Origin of the sequence: Streptomyces sp. NPDC012825 (assembly GCF_042900925.1) — a bacterium.
Lineage (GTDB): Bacteria > Actinomycetota > Actinomycetes > Streptomycetales > Streptomycetaceae > Streptomyces.
In genome coordinates this window covers 381,830-402,939 of sequence record NZ_JBIBBZ010000002.1, presented here as the reverse complement: position 1 = coordinate 402,939, position 21,110 = coordinate 381,830, and the positions used below count along the sequence as shown (strand labels likewise).

Below are 21,110 nucleotides of genomic sequence, written 5' to 3'. Positions count from 1 at the left end.
TTCGTGAGAGTGCGGCGGCCGGCCGGGGACCTCAGCTCGCCGAGCGCCGCGAACCGTAGCCCGAGCCGTACCCCTGCGCCGCGCCCGGCCCGTACCCCCGCGCCGCGCCCGCGTCGTACCCCCGCGTCGAGCCGAGGCCCGACTCCCACTGCGAGGCCAGGACCGTCGCCGCGTGGGCCGCCGAGGCCAGGGTGATGTGCCGGTGCCAGCCGCGGAACGAGCGGCCCACGAAGTCCCGCAGGCCCGCGCCCTCCCCGACCTCCGCGAAGTCCCGCTCCACCCGGCGGGTCAGCTTGGTCAGCCGCAGCAGGGTGCCCACCGGCGAACCGGTCAGGTCGCTGATCCACACCCGGGCCGGGGCCCGCCGCGGGTCGTCCCACTCGCCGAGCAGCACCAGCGGACGCATCCGCTCCCCGCCCGGCGTCGGCAGCGCCACCCGTACGGCCGTGGCGAGCGAGGTCCGCGAGGTCCGCACGCCGCCCACCGTGTCCACCCAGCTCACCGGCCTGCGCAGTCCCTTGAGGGACTCCAGTATCTGCACGGCGGACAGCGGGCCCGCCCCGAAGCCGGGCAGCGAGCGGTCCGCGATCGCGAGCCGGGAACCCGGCCCGATCCGGGCCACGACCGGCACCCCGGCCCCGGCGAGCCGGGTGAGGGCCGCACGGCCCGCGCCGCCCCGGATGTCGATGAGCACCGGCTTGCGGGTGACGTCGGACCAGCGGGCGGTGTCGAGCGCCGCCGCGACCGCGCACTCCTCCAGGGTCTCCTCGCCGGCCTCCTCGGGAACCTCCGCGCGGTCGCGCCGCGTGCGGTCGTTCACCCAGGGGTCCGGCAGGAACAGGCGCCAGTTGACCGGGACGCTCAGCTCCTCGCCCGCGAACCACACGCCGAAGGCCTGCTGCCCGTGGAAGACCTGCCCGCGCTCCGGGTCGAAGCGCCGGTCCACGCCCACGGAGTGCTCCCCGGCCTTGGGGATCGGCATGGGCCGCACCACCCAGGCCTGCGGGCAGCCGTTGCGCTCCAGGTACCGGCCCAGTGCCGCCCGCATCGGCTGCCAGTCCCAGGTGGAGCTGGAGACGAAGTGGTGCAGGCTCTGCTCGGCCGCCGGACCGCCGATCTGCGCGGCGATGTTGCGGATCGACTTGCGGCCCTGCGCGGTGAGCAGACCGTGCAGGTACTGCTCGGCCTTCAGGCGCTGGTCGCGGCGGGCGAAGCCGGAGAAGAGCGCGGCACACAGCTCGGCGTAGACGTCCTCGCGCGCACCGGCCGCGCCGACGGACCTGACGGTGGCCAGGGGGACGGCCGGGGCGACGGCCCCCGCGGTGGCCCTGCGCCTGGTTGCGACGGATGTACTCACGAGACTCCTGCCCGAAGGTTGCGCAGCTCCTTCCCGCTGCACCACCACCGTCTCCCGGCACCGCCCCCGGGGACGAGGTGTACCCGGCACCCGAATCGGCCGCCGGATGGTGGCCGGACCACCTCTCCCCCCTTCCGCGCAGGTCACAGCCCTCTCCGCCGTCACACGACAGATCCCCGCGGAGCCCTCCGAAGGGCCCCGCGGGGATCTGACAGACTCACCGGCCGGGCTTTGACCCGTCGCCCTGCGTGGCCGGACCATCGCGGAGCGAGGCGACACGGGCCGGGCCGGTCAAGGCCCCAGGCCGGGAACCCGGACCGTGCGCCTCGCCCCGACGCGCCCGGCGCCCGCCGTTCAGGCGGTGATCCAGTCGCTGGTCACGATCACCGGCTGGACTCCCTGGCGGTGGACGGTGCCCTCGATGAGGCCGTACATCCGGTCGGCCGCGAAGTACACCTCGTTGTCGTTCTTCAGGCCGAACGGCTCCAGGTCCACCAGGAAGTGGTGCTTGTTCGGCAGGTTGAGCCGCACCTCGTTGACCGTGGGAACGTGGTCCAGGACCCGGTCCGCCATCGCGTGCAGGGTCTGCTGGAGCGAGTAGCTGTACGTCTCCGCGAAGGCCTCCAGCATGTGCCGGCGCGCCTTCTCGTACGAACGGTCCCAGTCGTGCTCCGGGTCGGCCGCGGCTGTGGCGGAGTGGGCCCAGCGGGCGGTGACCTTGGTCGCGAGGATCCGGTCGTACGCCTCCTGGAGCGTCGTGTACCTGTCCTTGATGAAGCCGTGGAACTCGGAGCCGGTCGAGTTCATCACCGTCAGCTCCCTGAGGCCCGACAGGACCTGGAGGCCGGTGGTCTCCGAATACGTGACCTGCGCGGTGCGGACCTCCTGGCCCTTGCGGACGAAGGAGTGCTGCTCCTTGCGCGTCGGGACCGGGATCCGCTCCCAGGCGAACTCCTCGACCCGGATCTGCGCCTCGTGGACGACCGGCTGCGAGGTCACGAAGTGCCGGGCGAGGTGGATCGCGAAGGCCTCGGGGGAGGCGACGCCGTGCTCCTTGGCGAAGGCGTACACCGTGTTCTTGGTGGTGTCGGTCGGCAGGCAGTTGCCGTTGTCGCCCGTCAGGTGCACGTCGCGGTACTCGCCCCGCAGCGCCACCGACACGTTCAGGTCGCGGATCTCGTGCCAGGCCCCGTCGTCGCCCTTGCGGGTCACGGTGACGATCCGGTTCTCGGCCTTGCCGTACTGGTTCTGTGCCAGGACGTGCTTGCTCATGTGCTGCTCAGCTCCTGCGGGTACGTGGATACGGATATCCCGTACGCCCGGCGTCCAGCGTCCCCGTCGTCCCGAGGGTCCGCTCCCCGCCGTCCGGTCCGTGAACGGCGGACCGCCCCGGGACTGACGAGCATCCCGGTCCGTAGGTGTGGCCTCGAAGATATGTGCACTTCCGGCGCCTGGCAATGGGGGTGGCGGGGGCGGGGGCGGGGGCCGTGTGCAACCCCCGTGCCCCGGTCGCCGGTCAGCCCGTGGGCAGCATCCGCGTCTCCGCCGCCGGGAGGCCCTTGGCCCACCAGTGGTCGTAGCGGCGGTAGACCAGCGGGTCCCGGGCGGTGAGGAAGCCGCCGAGCGCCGAGGCCTCGGCGGCCAGGTCCGCCCAGGTCCCGGCGGGCAGCGGGTGGAAGGCCGAGGCCTCGATCCCGCCCTCGACCGGCCGCCAGACCCCGGCGACGTACCCGTCCACGAGGAGCGCCGGCAGCGTGTCGCCGTTCACCCGGATCACGTGCTTGCGGTACGCGGGCGGGATGATCCGGGAGCGGTCCGCGTACGCGAGGAGGACGCTGTCCCACATGGCGAGGAGGCGCGGCGGGGCCGGGGTCTCCGCGTCGGGGAGCGGTGCCCCCGGGACGTCGTACAGCACCGTGCCGTCGGCCCCCTCCAGCCGCTCCAGCCCCCCTTCCAGGGCCCGCACCGCCTCGCGCACCAGGCGCCGGGGCGCCGTCGTGAACTGCGCCATGTCCGCCACGGACGCAGGCCCGAACCCCTCCAGGTAGCGCCGCAGCAGGACGGCCAGACCGGCGGCGGACGCCTCCGGGTCGGCGAGCGAGGGCCGTTCGGCCGCCGCGACGAAGGACTGCGCGCTCCCGAACGCCCACGGCGGGCCCGTCGGCGCGTGCCACAGCGGGGCGTACTGGCGCACCATCCGCCAGACCACGGGCGCCACCGGCCCGCTCCGGTCCCGCTCGACCAGCTCCCGCAGCTCGGCCCCGGTCCGCGCCTGCGAGGCGTGGTCGAGCAGGCCGGGCAGGAGCGCGTCGGCGTCGGCGGCCGTGAACCCGGCCGCCGTGAACCGGGGATCGTGGAGCCGCCCGCCGCGCAGCGTCGGCTCCATGGCCTCCCGGAAGGCCCGGTAGTCGTCGGCGTGCACCTGGTGGAGGGTGAGCCGCATCAGCGTCGACCGGACCACCCGGAACGTGTCCAGGGCCTCGTCGAACCGCTCCGGGTCGAAGCCGGCGATCCGGTTCCACAGGGCCACGTACGGCGAGCCCGGCCGCTGCGCCTGGAGGGCCACCACCCGCCGCACGGCGTCCTCGACACCGATCGGCTCGCGGGCGAGGAGCAACTGCCGGGCGAGGGTGGAGCGGTTGAGGACGCGCGGGGTGATGGCCATGGGGCGATTCTTCCTCGCGGAAGGGTCTGTCGAACGCGCTTTCGTGTCGGTCCTTGGGTGCGGTGCGGTGCGGTGCGGTGCGGTGCGGTGCAGTGCGGTGCGAGCGCGATGCGGTGCGGGCGGCGGACCCGCGCGTTCACCCGGGGATCGCCCCGGCGCCGTCCGCCCGTCGCCCCGCGTTGTGGCCGGAAACAGACCATGGAGCGGCGGCCTTCACCGGTGCCGTCCCGCGCGTTCGTACGTCGCGCGTTCGTGCTTCACGTACCTACGTACTCACGTGCTTCACGTACCCACGCGTTCCAAGTTCCCATGTGTCCCGAGGGAGTTCACCCAGATGATTCCGCGCCTCCCGCGCCGCCGGCCCGCCGCCGTGGTCCTGCCGCTCTCCGCCGCGCTCGCCCTCACGGTGGTCGGGGGGACGGCGGACGGGGCGTCGGCGGACCGCGGTCACGACGACCGCACCGGCTCCGCCGGCCGTGTCGTCGCCACCGCGACCCTGCCCGACATCCCCCTGGCCGAGTTCAGCAACGGCGTGCTCCCTGGCAGCGTCGCGGACGACCGGGGCGTCGACCTGGGCGGCATCGGCAGCGACCTGTTCCCGGCGGAGCGGCGCGGCGAGTACTGGACCGTCACCGACCGCGGCCCCAACGGCCAGATCGAGCTCGGCAAGGACAAGCGCCGCACCTTCCCCGTGCCCGGCTTCGACCCGGCCGTCGTGAAGATCCGCGTCACCGGCGGCCGGATCCGGGTCCTCGACACCATCCCGCTCACCACCTCCCACGGCGCCCCCGTGACCGGCCTGTCCAACCGGCCCGGCCGCGACGAGGCCCCGTACACGTACGACGCCTCCACCCCGCTCCCGTACGACCCGAACGGCCTGGACACCGAGGACATCGTGCGGGACCGGGACGGCGGCTTCTGGCTGGTGGACGAGTACGGCCCCTCCCTCGTCCACGTCTCCGCGAAGGGCCGGGTCCTCGCCCGCCACGTGCCGAAGGGCCTCGGGCTGACCGGCGCCGACTACCCGGTGGTCGAGTCGCTGCCCGCGGTCTTCCTCCAGCGCAAGGTCAACCGCGGCTTCGAGGGGCTCGCGCTCCTCCCCGGCGGAGACCTCGTCCTCGGCCTCCAGAGCCCGCTGCTCCACCCCGACGAGGCCGCCGGCAAGGACTCCCGCACCACCCGGCTGCTGCGCTTCTCCCCGCGGAAGAACCGGGTCACCGCCGAGTACGCCTACCGCTTCGACCCGGTCGGCACCGTCGAGCCCGGCCAGACCAAGACCTCCGAGCTGAAGCTGTCCGCGCTCGTCGCGCTCGGCGGCGACCGCCTCCTCGTCCAGGAGCGCACCGACAAGGCCGCCCGCCTCCACGAGGTCCGCCTCCGCCGCTCCGACGACATCCTCGGCTCCGTCTGGGACACCGGCGCGCGGCCCACCCTGGAGCAGCTCGACGACCCGGCGGCGGCGGGCGTGCCCGTCCTGCGGAAGAGGCTGGTCGTCGACCTCACCACGGTGAAGGGCGTCCCCGGCAAGATCGAGGGCGTGGCCGTCGAGGGCTCCTCGACCCTCGTCCTCCTCAACGACAACGACTTCGGCATGACGGACGGCCCCGGGGCCTTCGACGCGAAGGGCCGTCTGGTCGACAGCGGCGTGGAGACCACCCTCGTGAAGGTGCGGCTGGACCGCCCGGTCCGCCGAGGCCCCCTGCCGGAGGATCTCACCGCAGGGTGAGGGGGGTCTCCGCCGTGACGCGGGTCAGCTTCTCGGGGTTGCGGACGTAGTACAGGCCGGTGATGCGGCCGTCCTCGACCCGGAGCGCCATGACGCCGTCGAACACGCCGTCCAGGTGCAGGGCGAGGGCCGGGTCGCCGTTGACCGAGGTGGGTTCGCCGGTGACCGTGAACCCGGCCCTCGCGGAGCCGCCGAGGTAGAAGCGGGCCACCTTCCCGGCCCCGACGACCGGCCGCACCGCGGCCCGCTTGACGCCGCCGCCGTCGCTGACCAGGACGACGTCGGGGGCGAGCACGTCGAGGAGCCCCTGGAGGTCCCGGGTCTCCAGGGCCCGCCGGAACGACTCCAGGGCGGTCCTGGCCTCGGACGGGGAGACCACCCGGCGCGGCCGGCGGGCGTCGACGTGCCGGCGGGCGCGGTGCGCGATCTGGCGGACGGCGGCGGGGGTCTTGTCGACGGCGGCGGCGATCTCGTCGTACCCGACGCCGAAGGCCTCGCGCAGCACGAAGACGGCCCGCTCGGTCGGCGACAGCGTTTCGAGGACGAGCATCATCGCCATCGACACGCTCTCGGCGAGCTCGACGTCCTCGGCCACGTCCGGCGCGGTCAGCAGCGGCTCGGGCAGCCACTGCCCGACGTACGCCTCCCGGCGCCGGCTCGCCGCGCGCAGCCGGTTGAGCGCCTGCCGGGTCGTGATCCGGACCAGATAGGCGCGCCGGTCGCGCACCTGCTCCGGATCGACCTCGATCCAGCGCAGCCAGGTCTCCTGGAGCACGTCCTCGGCGTCGGCGGCGGAGCCGAGCATCTCGTACGCGACGGTGAAGAGGAGGTTGCGGTGGGCGACGAAGACGTCGGTGGGGTCGGTGGAGGGGCCGGTGGGGTCGGCGGGGTCGATGGCGGGGCCGGTACCGTTCCGGTCCCTGGCGGGCTCGTTCACGTCGGGTTCCTTCCTGCCGGGTTCCTTCACGACAGGGGCCGGCCTGCGGGGGCGCTCGAAGCACCCGGCGCGCCCGTGGCGCTCGTGGTGCCCGGAGCGAGAGCCTCTCCCGTACGCCCGGCCCGCGCCAGCCGTCGGCGCCGCGTGTTCCCGGGGACGCGGTGCAGACGGTACGAACCGGGGGCGTCGGCCTCGCCCGCCAGGTGCCCGACGATGCCCGCGCAGACCTTCTCCTTGAGCTTCGCGCCGGTGCGCCCGCCGACGTGGAACCGGACGGCGGTGTCGCGGCGGGCGAACTGGAAGACGCCCTCCTGCCGCCCGAGGCTGATGCACTGACCCGCGAAGAACTCGTGGAGGGGCGCGGGCCGTTCCCCCGCCATCCGGGCGAGTACCGTGTCGGCGGCCCGCGCGCCTAGCGGGATCGCGGCCTGGCAGCTCATCCGCAGCGGCAGGCCCGAGGGCGCCGCCGAGTCCCCGGCCGCGACGACGCGCTCGTCGTCCACGCTGGTCAGCGTCTCGTCGGTGAGCAGACGGCCCAGGGCGTCGGTGCTCAGCCCGCTGCGCGCGGCCAGGTCCGGCACGCCGAACCCGGCCGTCCAGATCGTCACCGCGCTCGGCAGCTCACGGCCGTCGGCGAGCCGCACGGTCTCGCGGGTCACCTCCGTCACCTTCGTGCCGGGGCCGTCGAGCACGGCCACCCCGAGCCGGGCGAGCCGCCGGGCGACCGAACGGCGGCCCCGGGCGTGCAGGTACGGGCCGAGCACGCCGCCGCAGACCAGGGTCACGGCCCGGCCGGCCTCCGCCAGCTCGGCGGCGGTCTCGATGCCGGTCGGACCGGCCCCGACGACCGTCACCGGCGCCGTCGAGGGTGCGGCGTCGAGCGCCGGCCGCAGCCGCTCGGCCTCCTCCAGGGAGGCGATCGGGCGGGCGAACTCGGCGGCCCCCGGCACGTCCGGGTCGGCGCTCCCGCTGCCCACCGCGTAGACGAGGTGGTCGTAACCGAGCGCGCCGCCGTCGGCCAGCGTCACGCGGCACCCGGCGGTGTCGATCCGCTCGACGCTGCCGACCACGAGCCGGACGCGCCCGCTCAGCACCTCCGGGAAGCCGACGACCGCCTCGCCGGTCCCGCCCACCAGCTGGTGCAGCCGGACCCGGTGGACGAACGCCGGACGCGGGTTGACCAGCGTCACCGCCACGTCGTCGCGCCGCGTCAGCCGGTTGGCCGCCATGACACCGGCGTACCCGCCGCCGATCACGACCACCTCGGTGTTCTCGGTCATGGTGTCTCCTCCGCTCAAGGAATCCGCTCAAGGGATCCGTCCAAGGGATCCACCCTCTTCAAGGGGTTCACCCTCAAGACACCGCGCGACCGGTTCCTGTGACACCTTCGGCGCTTTGTGACGCGGGTCACTCGCCACTGCGCCGCCGAGGCGCGGCGAAGCCACTGGCTGGAGTACGCCTCGGCCCACGACCGGCTCCCGGGCTCCGCGCACACAGGGCTCCACCGCCCCGAGGCCGGCCCGCCGCGGGCACCCGAAAGAACTAGCCCACCGATACGCCACTGACCGACCATGTACGGATGACCGACCATGCACGGGTGGCCGAGGACGTACGGATGACCGACGCCGCACGGGTGACCGACGCCCCGAAGCTCAGCACCCTGACCCTGCGGCACAGGATCCCGGACGACTGGGCGGCGGACCCCTGGGCCGAGGTGCGGCCCCTGATCGACGGCGTGGACGTCCTGAAGGAGGTACACCCGGACGGCATGGCGCCCAGCTGCCGGTACTGGACGGGGCCGGCCGGGGACTGGCCGCTGACGGCCGCGGAGGAGCCCCGCAGGATCATGATCGCCGAGCCGACCTGCACGGCCGGCTGCTGCGGGGCCCTGTACGTCACCGTGCGCCGTGAGGGCGGCCTGGTGGTCTGGGACTCCTGGGAGAACACCGGCAGGCGCGATGCAGTACCGCCGCCCTACCGCTTCGACGCCGCCCGGTACGAGGCCGAACTCGCCCGCGCCGCGGTGGACCGCGACTGGGAGGAGCCGGTGGACACCGTCGCCCGCCTCCTCGGCCGCATCCTCGACGACAGCGGCTGGTTCGCGCGCTGGGGCTGCGTCCTCACGAACGTCTCGCCCCGCCGCGCGGAGCCCGGCGTCCCCGAGGAGCTCACGAGCCCGGAGGGCGTCGACGTCGACTTCCACCAGGAGCGGGGCCCGGGCGAACCCCCGGACACGTACGCGTACGAACTGCTCACCGCCCACGGCGGCTCCCCCGAGGAGGAGGCCCGGCGGCTCGCCGCCCTCATCCTGGCGGAGGACCCCCGCAGGACCGCCGAGAAGACGGAACGCTGAGGGCCGCCCGCGCGACGAGGTGCGCGACGCGGAGCCATCGGAAGAATGGGTTCCGGACGTCCCGCACGGGATCGGAAGGAAGGAACCCTCCATGGCTGTCGCCGACACTCCGATGAACCTCACCCGAGCCGCCCACGTCGGGATCTCGGTCTCGGACCTGGACGCGTCGGTCGCGTTCTACACGACCCTGACCGGCCGGGAACCCGTTGCGGAAGGAACGATGGACAGCGTCCCCTTCGGCCGGTCGCAGGGTCTGCCGGTCGCGAAACTGCGGTACGCGACGATCAACATGGACGGCCTCGGCATCGACCTCATCGAGTTCCGGGACCCGGTGGGCGACCGCACGAACGGCAGGGCGAACCGCCCCGGCTCCATGCACCTGTGCTTCAAGGTCGACGACCTCGACGCGGTCCACCACCGCATGAAGGAGGCCGGCTACGACTTCCTGGGCGACCCCTACACCTTCCTGGCGGGCGAGGTCACCCCGGACGCGGCCCTCGGCACGAAGGTCGCCTACTTCAACGACCCCGACGGCACCAACCTGGAGATCATCCAACCGAAGGGCGGCTTCGCCAACTGACCGGGCCGAAGAAAGCCCCGGCACACCGAAGCCCTCCTACTCGTAGTCCGCAGCCATACGAAGAGCACGGGCCACGAAAGCCCAGCCCCCACCGGAAGGAACCACCTCACCAACGCCCTGGTAGGCACTCAGCGAGTCGCCCACGCGGCCTCGGCACCGAAGGCGGCCGACGAGCCGCAGATGGAGGGAACGGCGGCGTTGGTCGCCCGGGTCTTCCCGAGTTGGGGGATCGAGTCGGCAGAGGGCGGCGCCCTGGACGAATCGACATACCCGCCGGAGGGCCTCACGTACGCGGCGAACTTCCCTGGTGTGGACCTGGTCTGCGACCGGCGTCTGATGTTCGACCGCCCGTCGGAGCCTCCGGCGCACCTTCTGGAGGCCGCCGAGGGCCGTCGCGTGGTTCTGCACGCGATGCACAGCGTCTCGGATCGACTTGCCTTCGCGGTCTGAGAAGAGGGCTACTTCCGCCGCTCGTTGGGCCTCTCGCCGGACGGCGGCATCGTGGAGAACATGGTGTCCGCCTGGAAGACGACACGCCCAGGACGGTGCTGATCGAACTGCCCCACCGCCCAGGAGCCGCGCCGACCTCGCTCGGCTCCTGGTGGTACGTCGGCGCATTGCGCGACGCGGCCCGCTGGGCGGCCGACAACGCGACGACGGACGTGCTCACCCTCGCCGGGCTGACGGCGACCGGTGTCCTGCCCGACGAAGTGGAGATCACCTGGGACGACGGCCTGGACTACGTAGTGGCCGACCTCGTCGGCGACCCGTACTGGCACGACCCAGCAGCCACCGTCGCCCCGGACCTCTACCACCTCGTGGGCTTCGATACGCGCGACCGAGGGGTGGTCCGCCTCTATCTCGCGTTGCCCGCGCGGGGAACGATCGGCATGGACGTAGCTACGGCCGACCCGAAGTCCCGGAAAAGCCGTCCCGTGGGCTGGTGGGCCTCCACCAAGCTCATCGCGCTCCTCAACCCCGATGCGTCCGAAAGCCTGGAGGCCCTGCGGGTCCCTGGCGCCGTCGGCCCTCACTGTGGTGGCGTGTACGACGCGACCGCTCGGGCCTGAGAACCGCACGGCTCCCCGACCTGGTGCTTTACCGCAGAGGTCGGGATTTGAATCCACAACCTCTTCGTCCTGAAGGAAGAGCGCGCAGTTCGGTTACCGGGGTTGACGGCATTTCGCAGGTCAGGCCGGTCCGGTGTAACCAAGCTCCTTCAGGCGAGCCCTGAGCCGTGCCGCAGCGTCCTCGCTCTGTCTTTCCAAGTCCGTGAGCGAGGTCGAGTATCGATCGCCCCACGAGTGGTAGATGTCGACCAGCCCCTGTCGTGATGACGGTGCACTGGCCGATCCGGTCGGCGCGGCCCTCGCCGCCGCAGGTCGGCGGATGTGGCCGACCGCCCGCGACACCCTCCTCTGCACGAGCCCCAACGGGCTGTGCGGCGCCGAGTGGACGCGCGCCGCCTGCTCGTTCGAACTGGTAGACCTTCCGGTTGCCTGGCAGATCTCCGACCGGCCGCACCCTGCCGGAGTGGAACGCGTACCTCACCACCGGCGTCCCCCGCGAGGCACCGACCGACTTCCCTCTCGCCCTCGACGCACGCACGGAAGCGGACCGGAGCGAGGCAGGACAGCGGGTGGCCCGAAACTTCGGGAGGTTTTCGGGAGAACCAGCCGCCAGGGGCCGCCTCCGACCGGATTCAGCCGGACAGATCCAGCCGCCCGAGAGGCCCTTGCCGGCTCTCTCGCTCCTGGCCGAAAATAGCCCTTGACCAGCGGAAAGACCCTCCCGAAGGAGGGTCCCGGTCGTGCGGAGAAAAGCGCCCCCGGCAGGACTCGAACCTGCGGCCAAGTGCTTAGAAGGCACCTGCTCTATCCACTGAGCTACGGGGGCCGGGTGGTGGCCGTGCGGCCAGGAGCCCCCTGGTGGGTGGGGTGTGGCCTGCCGGGACAAGGATAGGGCTCCGATCGCCTTGGCCCGGTTGCTTCACCTGCGTGGCACGATGTGGAGGTTCAGTGAAGCGGAACGATAATCGCAGGCAGGTGCGATTCGCGCAGCGCTTTTCGCATCGCTCGGCACGGGTGTTGTGCACTCGTTATGCCCCGTCTTCCGGTCACCGCCCTTTTCCTCGGCGCGCAGGGCCCCCATACGCTTCAAAAACACTCATAAATTGGGCATTCTTCGCATGTGGTGACCTTGGACGAACGGCCTCAGCTGATCGACGCACTCTCCGCCCTGCGCGACCGTGTCGCCGCCGTGCGCCTCCCCCTCCCGCTCCCCGGCGCGGACCGCGCCCGCCAGAACCGGGTCGAGCTGCTCGCCCAGCTCGACGACTACCTGGTGCCACGGCTGAAGGACCCCGACGCCCCGCTCCTCGCCGTCGTCGGCGGCTCCACCGGGGCCGGGAAGTCCACGCTCGTCAACTCCCTTGTGGGGCGGCGCGTCAGCGAGGCCGGTGTGCTCAGGCCCACCACCCGGACGCCCGTCCTCGTGTGCCACCCCGAGGACCACCACTGGTTCGCCGGGATGCGCGTCCTCCCGCAGCTCACCCGCGTCTGGCTGCCCCAGGCCGACGAGGACCACCCCGCCGACGAACCCGACCCCGGGGAGAACGCCCTCCGCGTCGAGACCGCCTCCTCCCTGCCCCGGGGCCTCGCCCTGCTCGACGCCCCCGACATCGACTCCCTCGTCGTCGAGAACCGCCTCCTCGCCGCCGAGTTGATGTGCGCCGCCGACCTCTGGGTCATGGTCACCACCGCCTCCCGGTACGCCGACGCCGTCCCCTGGCACCTGCTCCGTACCGCCAAGGAGTACGACGCCACCCTCGTCACCGTCCTCGACCGCGTCCCCCACCAGGTCATCGGCGAGGTCTCCCGCCAGTACGGCGCGCTGCTCGACAAGGCCGGGCTCGGCGACGTACCCCGCTTCACCATCCCCGAACTGCCCGAGTCCACCGGCGGCGGCAGCGGACTGCTGCCCGACAGCGCCGTCGCCGCCCTCCGCGGCTGGCTCGCCCACTGCGCCCAGGACCCGGCCGCCCACCAGCAGGCCGCCGACCGGACCGCCTTCGGCGTCATCGACTCCCTCGACACCCGGCTGCCCGAGCTGGCCGGCGCCGTCTCCGCCCAGTACGCCACCGCCGTCCGCCTCGGCGCCGTCGTCGAGGCCGCCTACCACGAGCAGGGCAGACGGGTGCGCAAGCAGCTCGGCCGCGGTGCCGTCCTCGCCGGCGACGCCCGCGCCCGCTGGCGCGCCTACCCCCGCGACAGCACCGCCGACGAACTCCTGGACGCCCTCGCCGAGTCCCTCGCCGCCCTCCTCCACTGCGCGGTCTCCGCCGCCGAGGAGCGGGTGCGGGACGGCTGGCGCCACGAGCCCGCCGCCGAGGCCCTCGGCCCGGTGCCGACCTGCGCCGACCGGGAGACCGGGGAGCGGATCGGCGTCGAGGTGCGCCGCTGGCGCCGGGTGCTCGAAGAACTGGCCGACGAGGAGGTACGGGCCGTCGAGCGCCCCGCCGGTTCCCGCGGCGCCCTGCCCGACGCCGACACCGTCGCCGCCCTCCTCGCCGCCTCCCTCCTGGGCGGCCGCCGCACCCGGCCCGCCGGCGACCGCCTCGCCGAACTCCTCGGCACTCAGGTCGCCCTGCGGCTGCGCGACAAGGGCGGCGAACTGGTCGTCTCGTACGTCGACCGTGTCCTGCACGCCGAACGCGACCGGCGCCTCGCCCCCCTCGACGCGCTCGACGTGACCCCCGAGCCGCAGGCGGAGCTGATCGCCGCGCTCTCCGTACTGCAGAAGGAGAAGTGACGTGCAGCTGGAAGACGGCCGCAAGCGGGAACTCGATCGCGAACGGGACCCCGATCACGGCCGCGACCGCCACCTCGGCCGTGAGCGGGGCCTGGGCCGTGACCGCGGTCGTGAGCGGGACCCCGGCCGGGATCGTGAGCGGGACCCCGGTCGCGATCACCACCTCGACGGCGACGGTGACCGTGACCCCGGCTCCGACCCCGGCCCCGGTCGCTGGGACGACGGCCTGATCGCTCGCCGCGCGGGCGAACGCGCCGCCGCGCTCAAGGAGAAGCCCGCGAAGGGCCCCGAGGAAGACGGCGGTACGGACCACGACGAGGACGCGGCCTCCTCCTTCGGCGGGCACTACGGCCGTCCCCTCCGCAACCGCCTCGACGCCCTCCACGAGCTCGTCGGCCTCTCACGCGCGCGCGTGGAGAGCGACGCCCTCGCCGAGGCCGGGCGCGTCCTCGACGAGGCCGCCGCCCGCCAGCGGCTCTCCTCCCGGCACACCGTCATCGCCCTCGCGGGACCCACCGGAAGCGGAAAGTCCACGCTCTTCAACGCCCTCGCCGGCGTCGCCGTCTCCGAGACCGGCCTGCGCCGCCCCACCACCGCCGCGCCCATCGCGCTCAGCTGGTCCGAGGGCGCCGCCGGCCTCCTCGACCGGCTCGCCATCCCCAACCGGCTGCGCCGCCGGCCCCTCGCGGGCGGCACGGGCGACACCGGACTCCAGGGCCTCGTCCTCGTCGACCTGCCCGACCACGACTCGGCCGTCACCGCCCACCGCGACCAGGTCGACCGGGTCCTCGGCCTCGTCGACGCCGTCATCTGGGTCGTCGACCCCGAGAAGTACGCCGACGCCGCCCTCCACGAGCGCTACCTCCGTCCCCTCGCCGGGCACGCCGAGGTCACCTTCGTCGTCCTCAACCAGATCGACCGGCTCGGCACCGACGCCGCCGACCTCGTCCTCGACGACCTGCGCCGCCTCCTCGACGAGGACGGCGTGGCCCTCGGCGAGCACGGCGAACCAGGCGCCACCGTCCTCGCCCTCTCCGCCCTGACCGGCGAGGGCGTCCCCGACCTGCGCGAACTCGTCGCCCGTTTCGTCCAGGAGAAGACCGCCCCCGAGCGCCGCCTCTCCGCCGACATCGACGCGGCCGCCACCAGGCTGCGACCCGCGTACGTCGCCGAAGGGCGCGCCGGTCTCGACGAGCGCGCCCGGGACGCCTTCACGGACCGCCTCGCCACCGCCGTCGGCGCCCAGGCCGCCGGCGAGGCCGCCGAGCGGGTCTGGCGCCGGGGCGCCATCCGCGCCTGCGGCACCCCCTGGCTGCGGCTCTACCGCTGGTACGAGCGCAAGCGCGCGCACGGCTCCGCCGACCCGCACCCCGCGCCCCCGGCCGAGGAGGAGCTGACGGCACGCCAGCGCGTGGAGCAGGCCGTACGGATCGTCGCCGACGACGCCTCGCGCGGCCTCCCGGCCCCGTGGGCGCAGGCCGTGCGCGAGGCGGCGACGCGCGGGGCGGACGGCCTCCCCGAGGCCCTGGACGAACTGGCCGTCTCCCTCGGCGACCCGGCCGCCCGGCCGCCCCGGCCCGCCTGGTGGCCCGCGGCCGTCCTCGCCCAGGTCGTGATGACCCTCCTCCAGGTCTTCGGCGCGCTCTGGCTGGTGGGGCAGATCCTCGGCGTCCTGGAACCCGGACTGCTCCCGCCGGTCCTCGTGATGCTCGCCGGCATCGTGGGCGGCCCGCTCGTCGAATGGGCCTGCGAGGGCGCGGCGAAGGGACCGGCGCGCCGGTACGGGCAGGAGGCCGAACGCCGGCTGCGCGAGGCGGCCGCCGCCTGCGGCCGGGCCCGGGTGCTCGACCCGGTGGCGGCCGAGCTGGTGCGCTACCGCGAGGTGCGCGAGCAGTACGCGACGGTGGTCGGCAGCCGCACGCCGGTCCGCGTCGTGGGCGGACTCGGCTCCGGTACGAGGCGCCTGGGCGCCACCCGCGCGGGAGCGCGGGGGAGGTAGGGGGAGATAGGGGGCAGGCGGGCGAACGGGGTTGTGAGGCGGGGCCCCACCCCATCCCGTCCCACCCCCCACCCCATCCCGTCCCACCCCCCACCCCCCACCCCATCCCGTCCCACCCCCCACCCCCCCCGCCCCCGTCCGCTCTCACCCTTCCGTGTAAGGGGCTTGTCCCCAGTTACGAGCTTTTCCACAGGCTCCGGCGGGATCTGGCGGTTCGCCCCACCATGAGGACGAAAGGGCGCCCGGCCGAAGGGCGTCCGGTGGAGACGGATGGGGGCGGACCATGAACGACACGACCGTGACGCTCGTCGGCAACGTGGCGACGGCGGTGGAGTACCGGGAGACGGTGACGGGCGGGGTGGCCCGGTTCCGGTTCGCGGTGACCGCGCGCCGCTGGGACCGGGAGCGGAACCTCTGGTCCGACGGGAGCACCAGCTTCTACACGGTGTCGGCCTGGCGCTCCCTGGGCGCCAACCTCGCGGCCTCGGTCTCGGTCGGGGAACCGCTCGTGGTGCACGGCAGGTTGAGGGTGCGGGAGGACGAGCGCGACGGACAGCGCAAGACCTTCGTGGATGTGGACGCGCTGGCCGTGGGCCACGACCTGACCCGGGGGACGGCGGCCTTCCGGCGCGCGGCGCGGGCCGAGTCCCGGGCGCGGACGGACGGGGCGTCGCACGCCGGTTCGGGTTCCGGTCCCGCGCTCGGGCCGGCACCGGAAGCGGATCCGTGGACGGAGGCGGTGGCGGTAGCAGTGGCCGAAGCGGAAACGCAAGCGAGGGAGGAAAAGGTGTCTTCCGGGGAGGAAGACGGTCGAAAGGGCGGGGAAACCCATGCGAAACACCGGCTGGTAACCGCGTCCTGACCATGTGTCGTGGCGATTTGTCGACCAACTCGCCACGCGCGATAACGATTCCGATTCGGAATGGTTATCTGACCGCATGGCCGGGCACCGAGGGCTTCCGCGTCCCTAGGATTCCCGGGTACTCATGTGGCACGTGAGCCCATCGAGTCTGTGAGTCTGTCGGCGTGCGCTCCCCCCACATGGAACACCAGTGTTCGCGGAGCGGCTCGCCCGGAGGGGAATCCAATGTTTTCAGTTCGTGGGCGGGGTACTTCACGCCGCCTCGCCGCTGCCACCCTGGTCTCGGGGCTCGTCGCCGCCGGCACGATAGCCATGGCCGGACCGGCGCTGGCCGATGACACCCCGGGCGCCGGCGGCGTCAAGGCGAAGCTCGGCAGCCTGTCCGAGGAGGAGTCCGGCAGCGTCCAGATCTCCGAGAAGGACGGCTCCACGTGGTCCGTCCGGGGCGGTCTCTTCAACATGCAGGTCGACGGCGGCGGCGCCCTCTCGACGTACTGCATCGACCTGCGCACCCCGGCGAAGCACGACTTCGACTACAAGGAGGTCGGCTGGGACCAGTCGTCCCTCCACGACAACGAGGACGCGGGCAAGATCCTCTGGATCCTGGAGAACGGCTACCCGAAGCTCTCCACCAAGGACCTCGGTGGCAAGCTCGGCGTCGACCTCTCCAAGAGCGAGGCCGCCGCGGGCACCCAGGCCGCGATCTGGACCCTCTCGGACGACGTCACGGCCAAGCCGAAGGCCAAGGACGCCCAGAAGCTGACCGAGTACCTGCTGAAGAACGCGACGAAGCTCGAGGAGCCCAAGCCCTCCCTGAGCCTCTCCCCGTCCTCCGTCGCCGGCAAGTCCGGTGAGAAGCTCGGCCCGATCACGGTCAACACCAACGTCGCGAACGACGGCGTCACGATCGCCGCCGTCCCCGGCATCGCCGCCGGCGTCAAGGTCGTGAACAAGGCCGGCGCGCCGGTCACCACCGCCTCCAACGGCGACGAGATCTTCTTCGACGTTCCCGCCGGCACCCCCGACGGCACCTCCGAGCTGGTCGTCGAGGCCACCACCAAGGTTCAGCTGGGCCGCGCCTTCGTCTCCATCGACGGCCCCTCGCAGACCCTGATCCTGGCCGGCTCCAGCGACTCCACCGTCACCGCCAAGGCCACCGCCGCCTGGGCCAAGAAGGGCGTCATCCCGGCCGTCACGGTCGCCAAGGACTGCGCCAAGGGCGGCCTGGAGGTCATCGCCTCCAACGAGGGCGACGAGGACTGGACCTTCGACCTGAAGGGCACCTCCTACACCGTCGCCGGCGGCGAGACCAAGACCATCCCGGTCAAGCTCGCCGAGGACGAGGCGTACAACTTCACCATCACCGGCCCGAACGGCTTCGAGCAGACCTTCGAGGGCGTCCTGGACTGCGAGACGGCCACCCCCGGCCCGAAGCCCTCCGAGACCACCCCCGGCACCGAGCCCTCCACCACGGCCTCGCCCTCCCCGTCCACCCCGGGCGGCACCACCGGCGGTGACACCGCGGGCGGCACCACCGGCGGTGACACCACGGGCGGCACCACCGGCGGCAGCACCGGTGGCGGCGACCTCGCCGAGACCGGCAGCTCCAACGCCACCCCGATGATCGCCGGCATCGCCGCCGCGCTCGTCGTGGCCGGCGGCGCCGCGGTGTTCTTCCTCCGCAAGAAGAAGACCGCCGGTCACTGAGCCCGGACCCCGGTGCCGGACCCCGCGTCCGGCACCGGGCCCGAGCCCGACCCCACGGAGTGACGTGCGTCACGCGACGCCCTCCCCGTGACCCCGCACGACCCCGGACCGCACCCAGGTCCGGGGTCGTCGCACGTCCGGGCCCCGGAGATCCCCCGTACCGCCCCTCCGGCACCCGTCCCCCCGGCCCCGCGCGGGCAGCCCGCGGCCCCACCGGTTTCCGCCCGGGGGTGGCGGTCAGGCAAGATGGGGTGTATCTGCCCACTCACTCCTTGCCGGACGGTTTCTCTTGGCTGAGTACATCTACACCATGCGCAAGACGCGCAAGGCGCACGGCGACAAGGTCATCCTCGATGACGTGACGCTGAGCTTCCTGCCCGGTGCGAAGATCGGTGTGGTCGGCCCGAACGGCGCCGGTAAGTCCACCGTGCTGAAGATCATGGCCGGCCTGGAGCAGCCCTCCAACGGCGATGCCTTCCTGTCGCCCGGGTACTCGGTCGGCATCCTCATGCAGGAGCCGAAGCTCGACGAGTCCAAGACGGTCCTGGAGAACGTCGAGGACGGCGTCGCCGAGATCAAGGGCAAGCTCAACCGGTTCAACGCGATCGCCGAGGAAATGGCGACGAACTACACCGACGAGCTCATGGAGGAGATGGGCAAGCTCCAGGACGACCTGGACCACGCCAACGCGTGGGACCTCGACGCCCAGCTGGAGCAGGCCATGGACGCCCTGGGCTGCCCGCCCGGCGACTGGCCGGTCGGCAACCTCTCCGGTGGCGAGAAGCGCCGCGTCGCGCTCTGCAAGCTGCTCCTGGAGGCCCCCGACCTCCTGCTGCTCGACGAGCCCACCAACCACCTCGACGCCGAGTCCGTGAATTGGCTGGAGCAGCACCTCGCCCAGTACAAGGGCACCGTCGTGGCCATCACCCACGACCGGTACTTCCTCGACAACGTCGCCGAGTGGATCCTGGAGCTCGACCGCGGCCGCGCCCACCCGTACGAGGGCAACTACTCGACCTACCTCCAGAAGAAGGCCGAGCGCCTCAAGGTCGAGGGCCGCAAGGACGAGAAGCGCCAGAAGCGCCTCAAGGAAGAGCTGGAGTGGGTCCGCTCCAACGCCAAGGGCCGCCAGGCCAAGTCCAAGGCCCGCCTCGCCCGCTACGAGGAGATGGCCGCCGAGGCCGACAAGATGCGGAAGCTGGACTTCGAGGAGATCCAGATCCCGCCGGGCCCGCGCCTGGGCTCCGTCGTCGTCGAGGTCAACAACCTCTCCAAGGCCTTCGGCGACAAGGTCCTCATCGACGACCTCAGCTTCACCCTGCCGCGCAACGGCATCGTCGGCATCATCGGCCCGAACGGCGCCGGCAAGACCACGCTCTTCAAGATGATCCAGGGCTTCGAGAAGCCCGACTCCGGCGACATCAGGATCGGCGAGACGGTCAAGATCTCGTACGTCGACCAGGGCCGCTCCAACATCGACCCCAAGAAGACGCTGTGGGCCGTCGTCTCCGACGAACTGGACTACATCAACGTCGGCCAGGTCGAGATGCCGTCCCGCGCCTACGTCTCCGCGTTCGGCTTCAAGGGCCCGGACCAGCAGAAGCCGGCCGGCGTGCTCTCCGGCGGCGAGCGCAACCGCCTCAACCTCGCGCTCACCCTCAAGCAGGGCGGCAACCTGCTGCTCCTCGACGAGCCCACCAACGACCTCGACGTCGAGACCCTGTCCTCCCTGGAGAACGCGCTCCTCGACTTCCCCGGCTGCGCCGTGGTCGTCTCCCACGACCGCTGGTTCCTCGACCGGGTCGCCACGCACATCCTGGCGTACGAGGGCGACTCCAAGTGGTTCTGGTTCGAGGGCAACTTCGAGGCGTACGAGAAGAACAAGGTCGAGCGGCTCGGCCCGGACGCGACCCGTCCGCACCGCGCCACCCACAAGAAGCTGACCCGGGGCTGACGGACCCATGGCGAGGCACCTCTACAGCTGTCCCCTGCGCTGGTCGGACATGGACGCCTTCGGGCACGTCAACAACGTCGTCTTCCTGCGGTACCTGGAAGAGGCGCGGATCGACTTCATGTTCCGCCTGGCGCCGGGGGACGGCTCCCCCTCGTTCTCCGGCGGGTCCGTCGTGGCCCGGCACGAGATCGACTACGTGCGGCCGCTGGTCCACCGGCACGAGCCGGTGACCGTCGAGTCGTGGGTCACGAAGATAGGCGCGGCGTCGCTGACGATCGCGTACGAGATCAAGGACCCCGACACCGTGTACGTACGGGCGTCCACGGTCGTCGTGCCCTTCGACCTGGAGGCACAGCGGCCCCGGCGGATCAGCGCCGAGGAGCGCTCCTTCCTCCAGGAGTACGTGGACGACGGGATGACCTCCACCGCATGACCGTCCTCGCGCCGCTGCACTTCGCCGACGCCCGTGAGGCGGCTGCCCTCGCCGCCTTCCTCACCCGGCTCGTCCACTACGACCGGGCCGCCGTCGTCCGCCTCCGGGCGGGCGGCGGGGCGCTGGCCGTCTTCGGGCGGCCGCCGTCGTTCGAGGTGCTCGCCATCCGCACGGCCCGGCTCGTCGACGCCGTGGACCTCGACGTCACCGTCTCCGCCGGCGAACTCCTCGACGGCATCGAGGAGACGGCGGGCAAGGCGGCCGTCCCCGGCGCCGTGACCGGGCCGCCCTGGGCGGGCGTGCTGCCGCCGCGCTCCGGCTGGCGGCCGGTCGCGGGCCTGCCGGGCGCCGCCGAGATGCGGGGCGCGGTCGCGGCGGCCGTCGCCGAGTTCCGTACGCGGGACGGGGAACTGCCCGAGGAGCGGCGCACCCGCGCCGAGCGCGAGCGGATCGGCCGCGAGATCTGGTCCAGGACCCTCGGCACCACCGGACTGCCCCTGCGGGCCGTCCACGCCGCCCAGTCCCTCGGCTTCCTGCCGCCCGCCGGGGCGGAGGAGGCGCCGGTCGCGCTGTTCGCCTCGGGCCCGTGGCTGCGCCTGCGCACGCCGTACGGCTCCGTCGCCCTCCGCACCGTGCCGATGACGCTTCCGGTGGCGCCGGGGCGGTGAAACCGCCCGGTTCCGGGGCCTGTCGGTTACGGCCCCGGCGGCCCCGGCTCCGGTCGGCA

Annotated in this window: 16 protein-coding genes, 1 tRNA gene and 1 pseudogene; 12 read left to right on the top strand and 6 right to left on the bottom strand. The window is 72.9% G+C overall.

Annotated features, from left to right (window positions below; all coding sequences use genetic code 11):
• Nucleotides 1-31: 31 nt before the first annotated feature.
• From ACFY7E_RS07330 to ACFY7E_RS07320, 3 genes are all read right to left on the bottom strand, one after another.
• On the bottom strand, nt 32-1,357 hold the full coding sequence (locus tag ACFY7E_RS07330; protein ID WP_389481717.1) for an IS701 family transposase: 1,326 nt from the start codon (nt 1,355-1,357) through the stop codon (nt 32-34).
• A gap of 354 nt (nt 1,358-1,711) precedes the next feature.
• Nucleotides 1,712-2,629 (bottom strand): factor-independent urate hydroxylase, encoded by a 918-nt coding sequence (gene pucL, locus ACFY7E_RS07325; protein ID WP_389481715.1) that lies wholly within the window; start codon nt 2,627-2,629, stop codon nt 1,712-1,714.
• Between the two features lie 244 nt (nt 2,630-2,873).
• Nucleotides 2,874-4,022: a winged helix DNA-binding domain-containing protein gene (locus tag ACFY7E_RS07320; RefSeq protein WP_389481713.1), complete on the bottom strand. Its 1,149-nt coding sequence runs from the start codon at nt 4,020-4,022 to the stop codon at nt 2,874-2,876.
• 334 nt (nt 4,023-4,356) lie between these two features.
• On the opposite strand from ACFY7E_RS07320, the gene ACFY7E_RS07315 reads away from it, so the two are divergent.
• Entirely contained in the window at nt 4,357-5,748 is a 1,392-nt protein-coding gene (locus ACFY7E_RS07315) for an esterase-like activity of phytase family protein (protein WP_389481711.1), read from the top strand.
• Here ACFY7E_RS07315 and ACFY7E_RS07310 read toward each other — a convergent pair.
• Nucleotides 5,735-6,643 (bottom strand): RNA polymerase sigma-70 factor, encoded by a 909-nt coding sequence (locus tag ACFY7E_RS07310; RefSeq protein WP_389482226.1) that lies wholly within the window; start codon nt 6,641-6,643, stop codon nt 5,735-5,737. The genes ACFY7E_RS07315 and ACFY7E_RS07310 overlap by 14 nt on opposite strands.
• Before the next feature lie 68 nt (nt 6,644-6,711).
• Nucleotides 6,712-7,965: an NAD(P)/FAD-dependent oxidoreductase gene (locus tag ACFY7E_RS07305; protein ID WP_389481709.1), complete on the bottom strand. Its 1,254-nt coding sequence runs from the start codon at nt 7,963-7,965 to the stop codon at nt 6,712-6,714.
• Between the two features lie 335 nt (nt 7,966-8,300).
• Between ACFY7E_RS07305 and ACFY7E_RS07300 the strand changes: the two genes are divergently transcribed.
• The 4 genes from ACFY7E_RS07300 to ACFY7E_RS07285 all read left to right on the top strand — a co-directional run bounded on the left by ACFY7E_RS07300 (nt 8,301) and on the right by ACFY7E_RS07285 (nt 10,688).
• Nucleotides 8,301-9,038 (top strand): hypothetical protein, encoded by a 738-nt coding sequence (locus ACFY7E_RS07300; protein ID WP_389482223.1) that lies wholly within the window; start codon nt 8,301-8,303, stop codon nt 9,036-9,038.
• A 91-nt stretch (nt 9,039-9,129) separates the two neighbouring features.
• A complete protein-coding gene (locus tag ACFY7E_RS07295; RefSeq protein WP_389481707.1) occupies nt 9,130-9,618 on the top strand; it encodes a VOC family protein in 489 nt (162 codons plus the stop codon).
• A gap of 117 nt (nt 9,619-9,735) precedes the next feature.
• Nucleotides 9,736-10,068, top strand: a complete 333-nt coding sequence (locus tag ACFY7E_RS07290) for a DUF6928 family protein (protein WP_389482221.1) — start codon at nt 9,736-9,738, stop codon at nt 10,066-10,068.
• 95 nt (nt 10,069-10,163) lie between these two features.
• A complete protein-coding gene (locus tag ACFY7E_RS07285) occupies nt 10,164-10,688 on the top strand; it encodes a hypothetical protein (protein WP_389481705.1) in 525 nt (174 codons plus the stop codon).
• Nucleotides 10,689-11,441: 753 nt separating this feature from the next.
• Here the strand turns inward: ACFY7E_RS07285 and ACFY7E_RS07280 are convergent.
• Nucleotides 11,442-11,514: transfer RNA gene (locus tag ACFY7E_RS07280), tRNA-Arg, on the bottom strand.
• Nucleotides 11,515-11,817: 303 nt separating this feature from the next.
• Here ACFY7E_RS07280 and ACFY7E_RS07275 point away from each other — a divergent pair.
• The 7 genes and pseudogenes from ACFY7E_RS07275 to ACFY7E_RS07245 all read left to right on the top strand — a co-directional run bounded on the left by ACFY7E_RS07275 (nt 11,818) and on the right by ACFY7E_RS07245 (nt 21,051).
• Nucleotides 11,818-13,428, top strand: a complete 1,611-nt coding sequence (locus ACFY7E_RS07275) for a dynamin family protein (RefSeq protein WP_389482219.1) — start codon at nt 11,818-11,820, stop codon at nt 13,426-13,428.
• Between the two features lie 91 nt (nt 13,429-13,519).
• Entirely contained in the window at nt 13,520-15,427 is a 1,908-nt protein-coding gene (locus ACFY7E_RS07270) for a GTPase (RefSeq protein WP_389482217.1), read from the top strand.
• A 283-nt stretch (nt 15,428-15,710) separates the two neighbouring features.
• Nucleotides 15,711-16,106 (top strand): annotated as a pseudogene (locus ACFY7E_RS07265) (single-stranded DNA-binding protein); the annotation flags it as partial.
• Between the two features lie 408 nt (nt 16,107-16,514).
• Nucleotides 16,515-17,996 carry an LAETG motif-containing sortase-dependent surface protein gene (locus ACFY7E_RS07260; protein ID WP_389481703.1) on the top strand — a complete coding sequence of 494 codons (1,482 nt, stop codon included), beginning with the start codon at nt 16,515-16,517 and terminating at the stop codon, nt 17,994-17,996.
• A gap of 289 nt (nt 17,997-18,285) precedes the next feature.
• Entirely contained in the window at nt 18,286-19,950 is a 1,665-nt protein-coding gene (ettA, locus tag ACFY7E_RS07255; protein ID WP_383436876.1) for an energy-dependent translational throttle protein EttA, read from the top strand.
• 7 nt (nt 19,951-19,957) lie between these two features.
• Nucleotides 19,958-20,383: an acyl-CoA thioesterase gene (locus tag ACFY7E_RS07250; RefSeq protein WP_389481701.1), complete on the top strand. Its 426-nt coding sequence runs from the start codon at nt 19,958-19,960 to the stop codon at nt 20,381-20,383.
• Nucleotides 20,380-21,051, top strand: a complete 672-nt coding sequence (locus tag ACFY7E_RS07245) for a hypothetical protein (RefSeq protein WP_389481699.1) — start codon at nt 20,380-20,382, stop codon at nt 21,049-21,051. Before ACFY7E_RS07250 ends, ACFY7E_RS07245 begins: the two co-directional genes overlap by 4 nt.
• Nucleotides 21,052-21,110: the final 59 nt, after the last annotated feature.

Excerpts from the sequence above, each read along its gene's own strand:
- pucL (WP_389481715.1), bottom strand. The coding sequence starts at position 2,629 with ATGAGCAAGCACGTCCTGGCACAGAACCAGTACGGCAAGGCCGAGAAC.
- ACFY7E_RS07320 (WP_389481713.1), bottom strand. The coding sequence starts at position 4,022 with ATGGCCATCACCCCGCGCGTCCTCAACCGCTCCACCCTCGCCCGGCAG.
- ACFY7E_RS07315 (WP_389481711.1), top strand. The coding sequence starts at position 4,357 with ATGATTCCGCGCCTCCCGCGCCGCCGGCCCGCCGCCGTGGTCCTGCCG.
- ACFY7E_RS07305 (WP_389481709.1), bottom strand. The coding sequence starts at position 7,965 with ATGACCGAGAACACCGAGGTGGTCGTGATCGGCGGCGGGTACGCCGGT.
- ACFY7E_RS07300 (WP_389482223.1), top strand. The coding sequence starts at position 8,301 with ATGACCGACGCCGCACGGGTGACCGACGCCCCGAAGCTCAGCACCCTG.
- ACFY7E_RS07295 (WP_389481707.1), top strand. The coding sequence starts at position 9,130 with ATGGCTGTCGCCGACACTCCGATGAACCTCACCCGAGCCGCCCACGTC.
- ACFY7E_RS07260 (WP_389481703.1), top strand. The coding sequence starts at position 16,515 with ATGTTTTCAGTTCGTGGGCGGGGTACTTCACGCCGCCTCGCCGCTGCC.
- ACFY7E_RS07250 (WP_389481701.1), top strand. The coding sequence starts at position 19,958 with ATGGCGAGGCACCTCTACAGCTGTCCCCTGCGCTGGTCGGACATGGAC.
- ACFY7E_RS07245 (WP_389481699.1), top strand. The coding sequence starts at position 20,380 with ATGACCGTCCTCGCGCCGCTGCACTTCGCCGACGCCCGTGAGGCGGCT.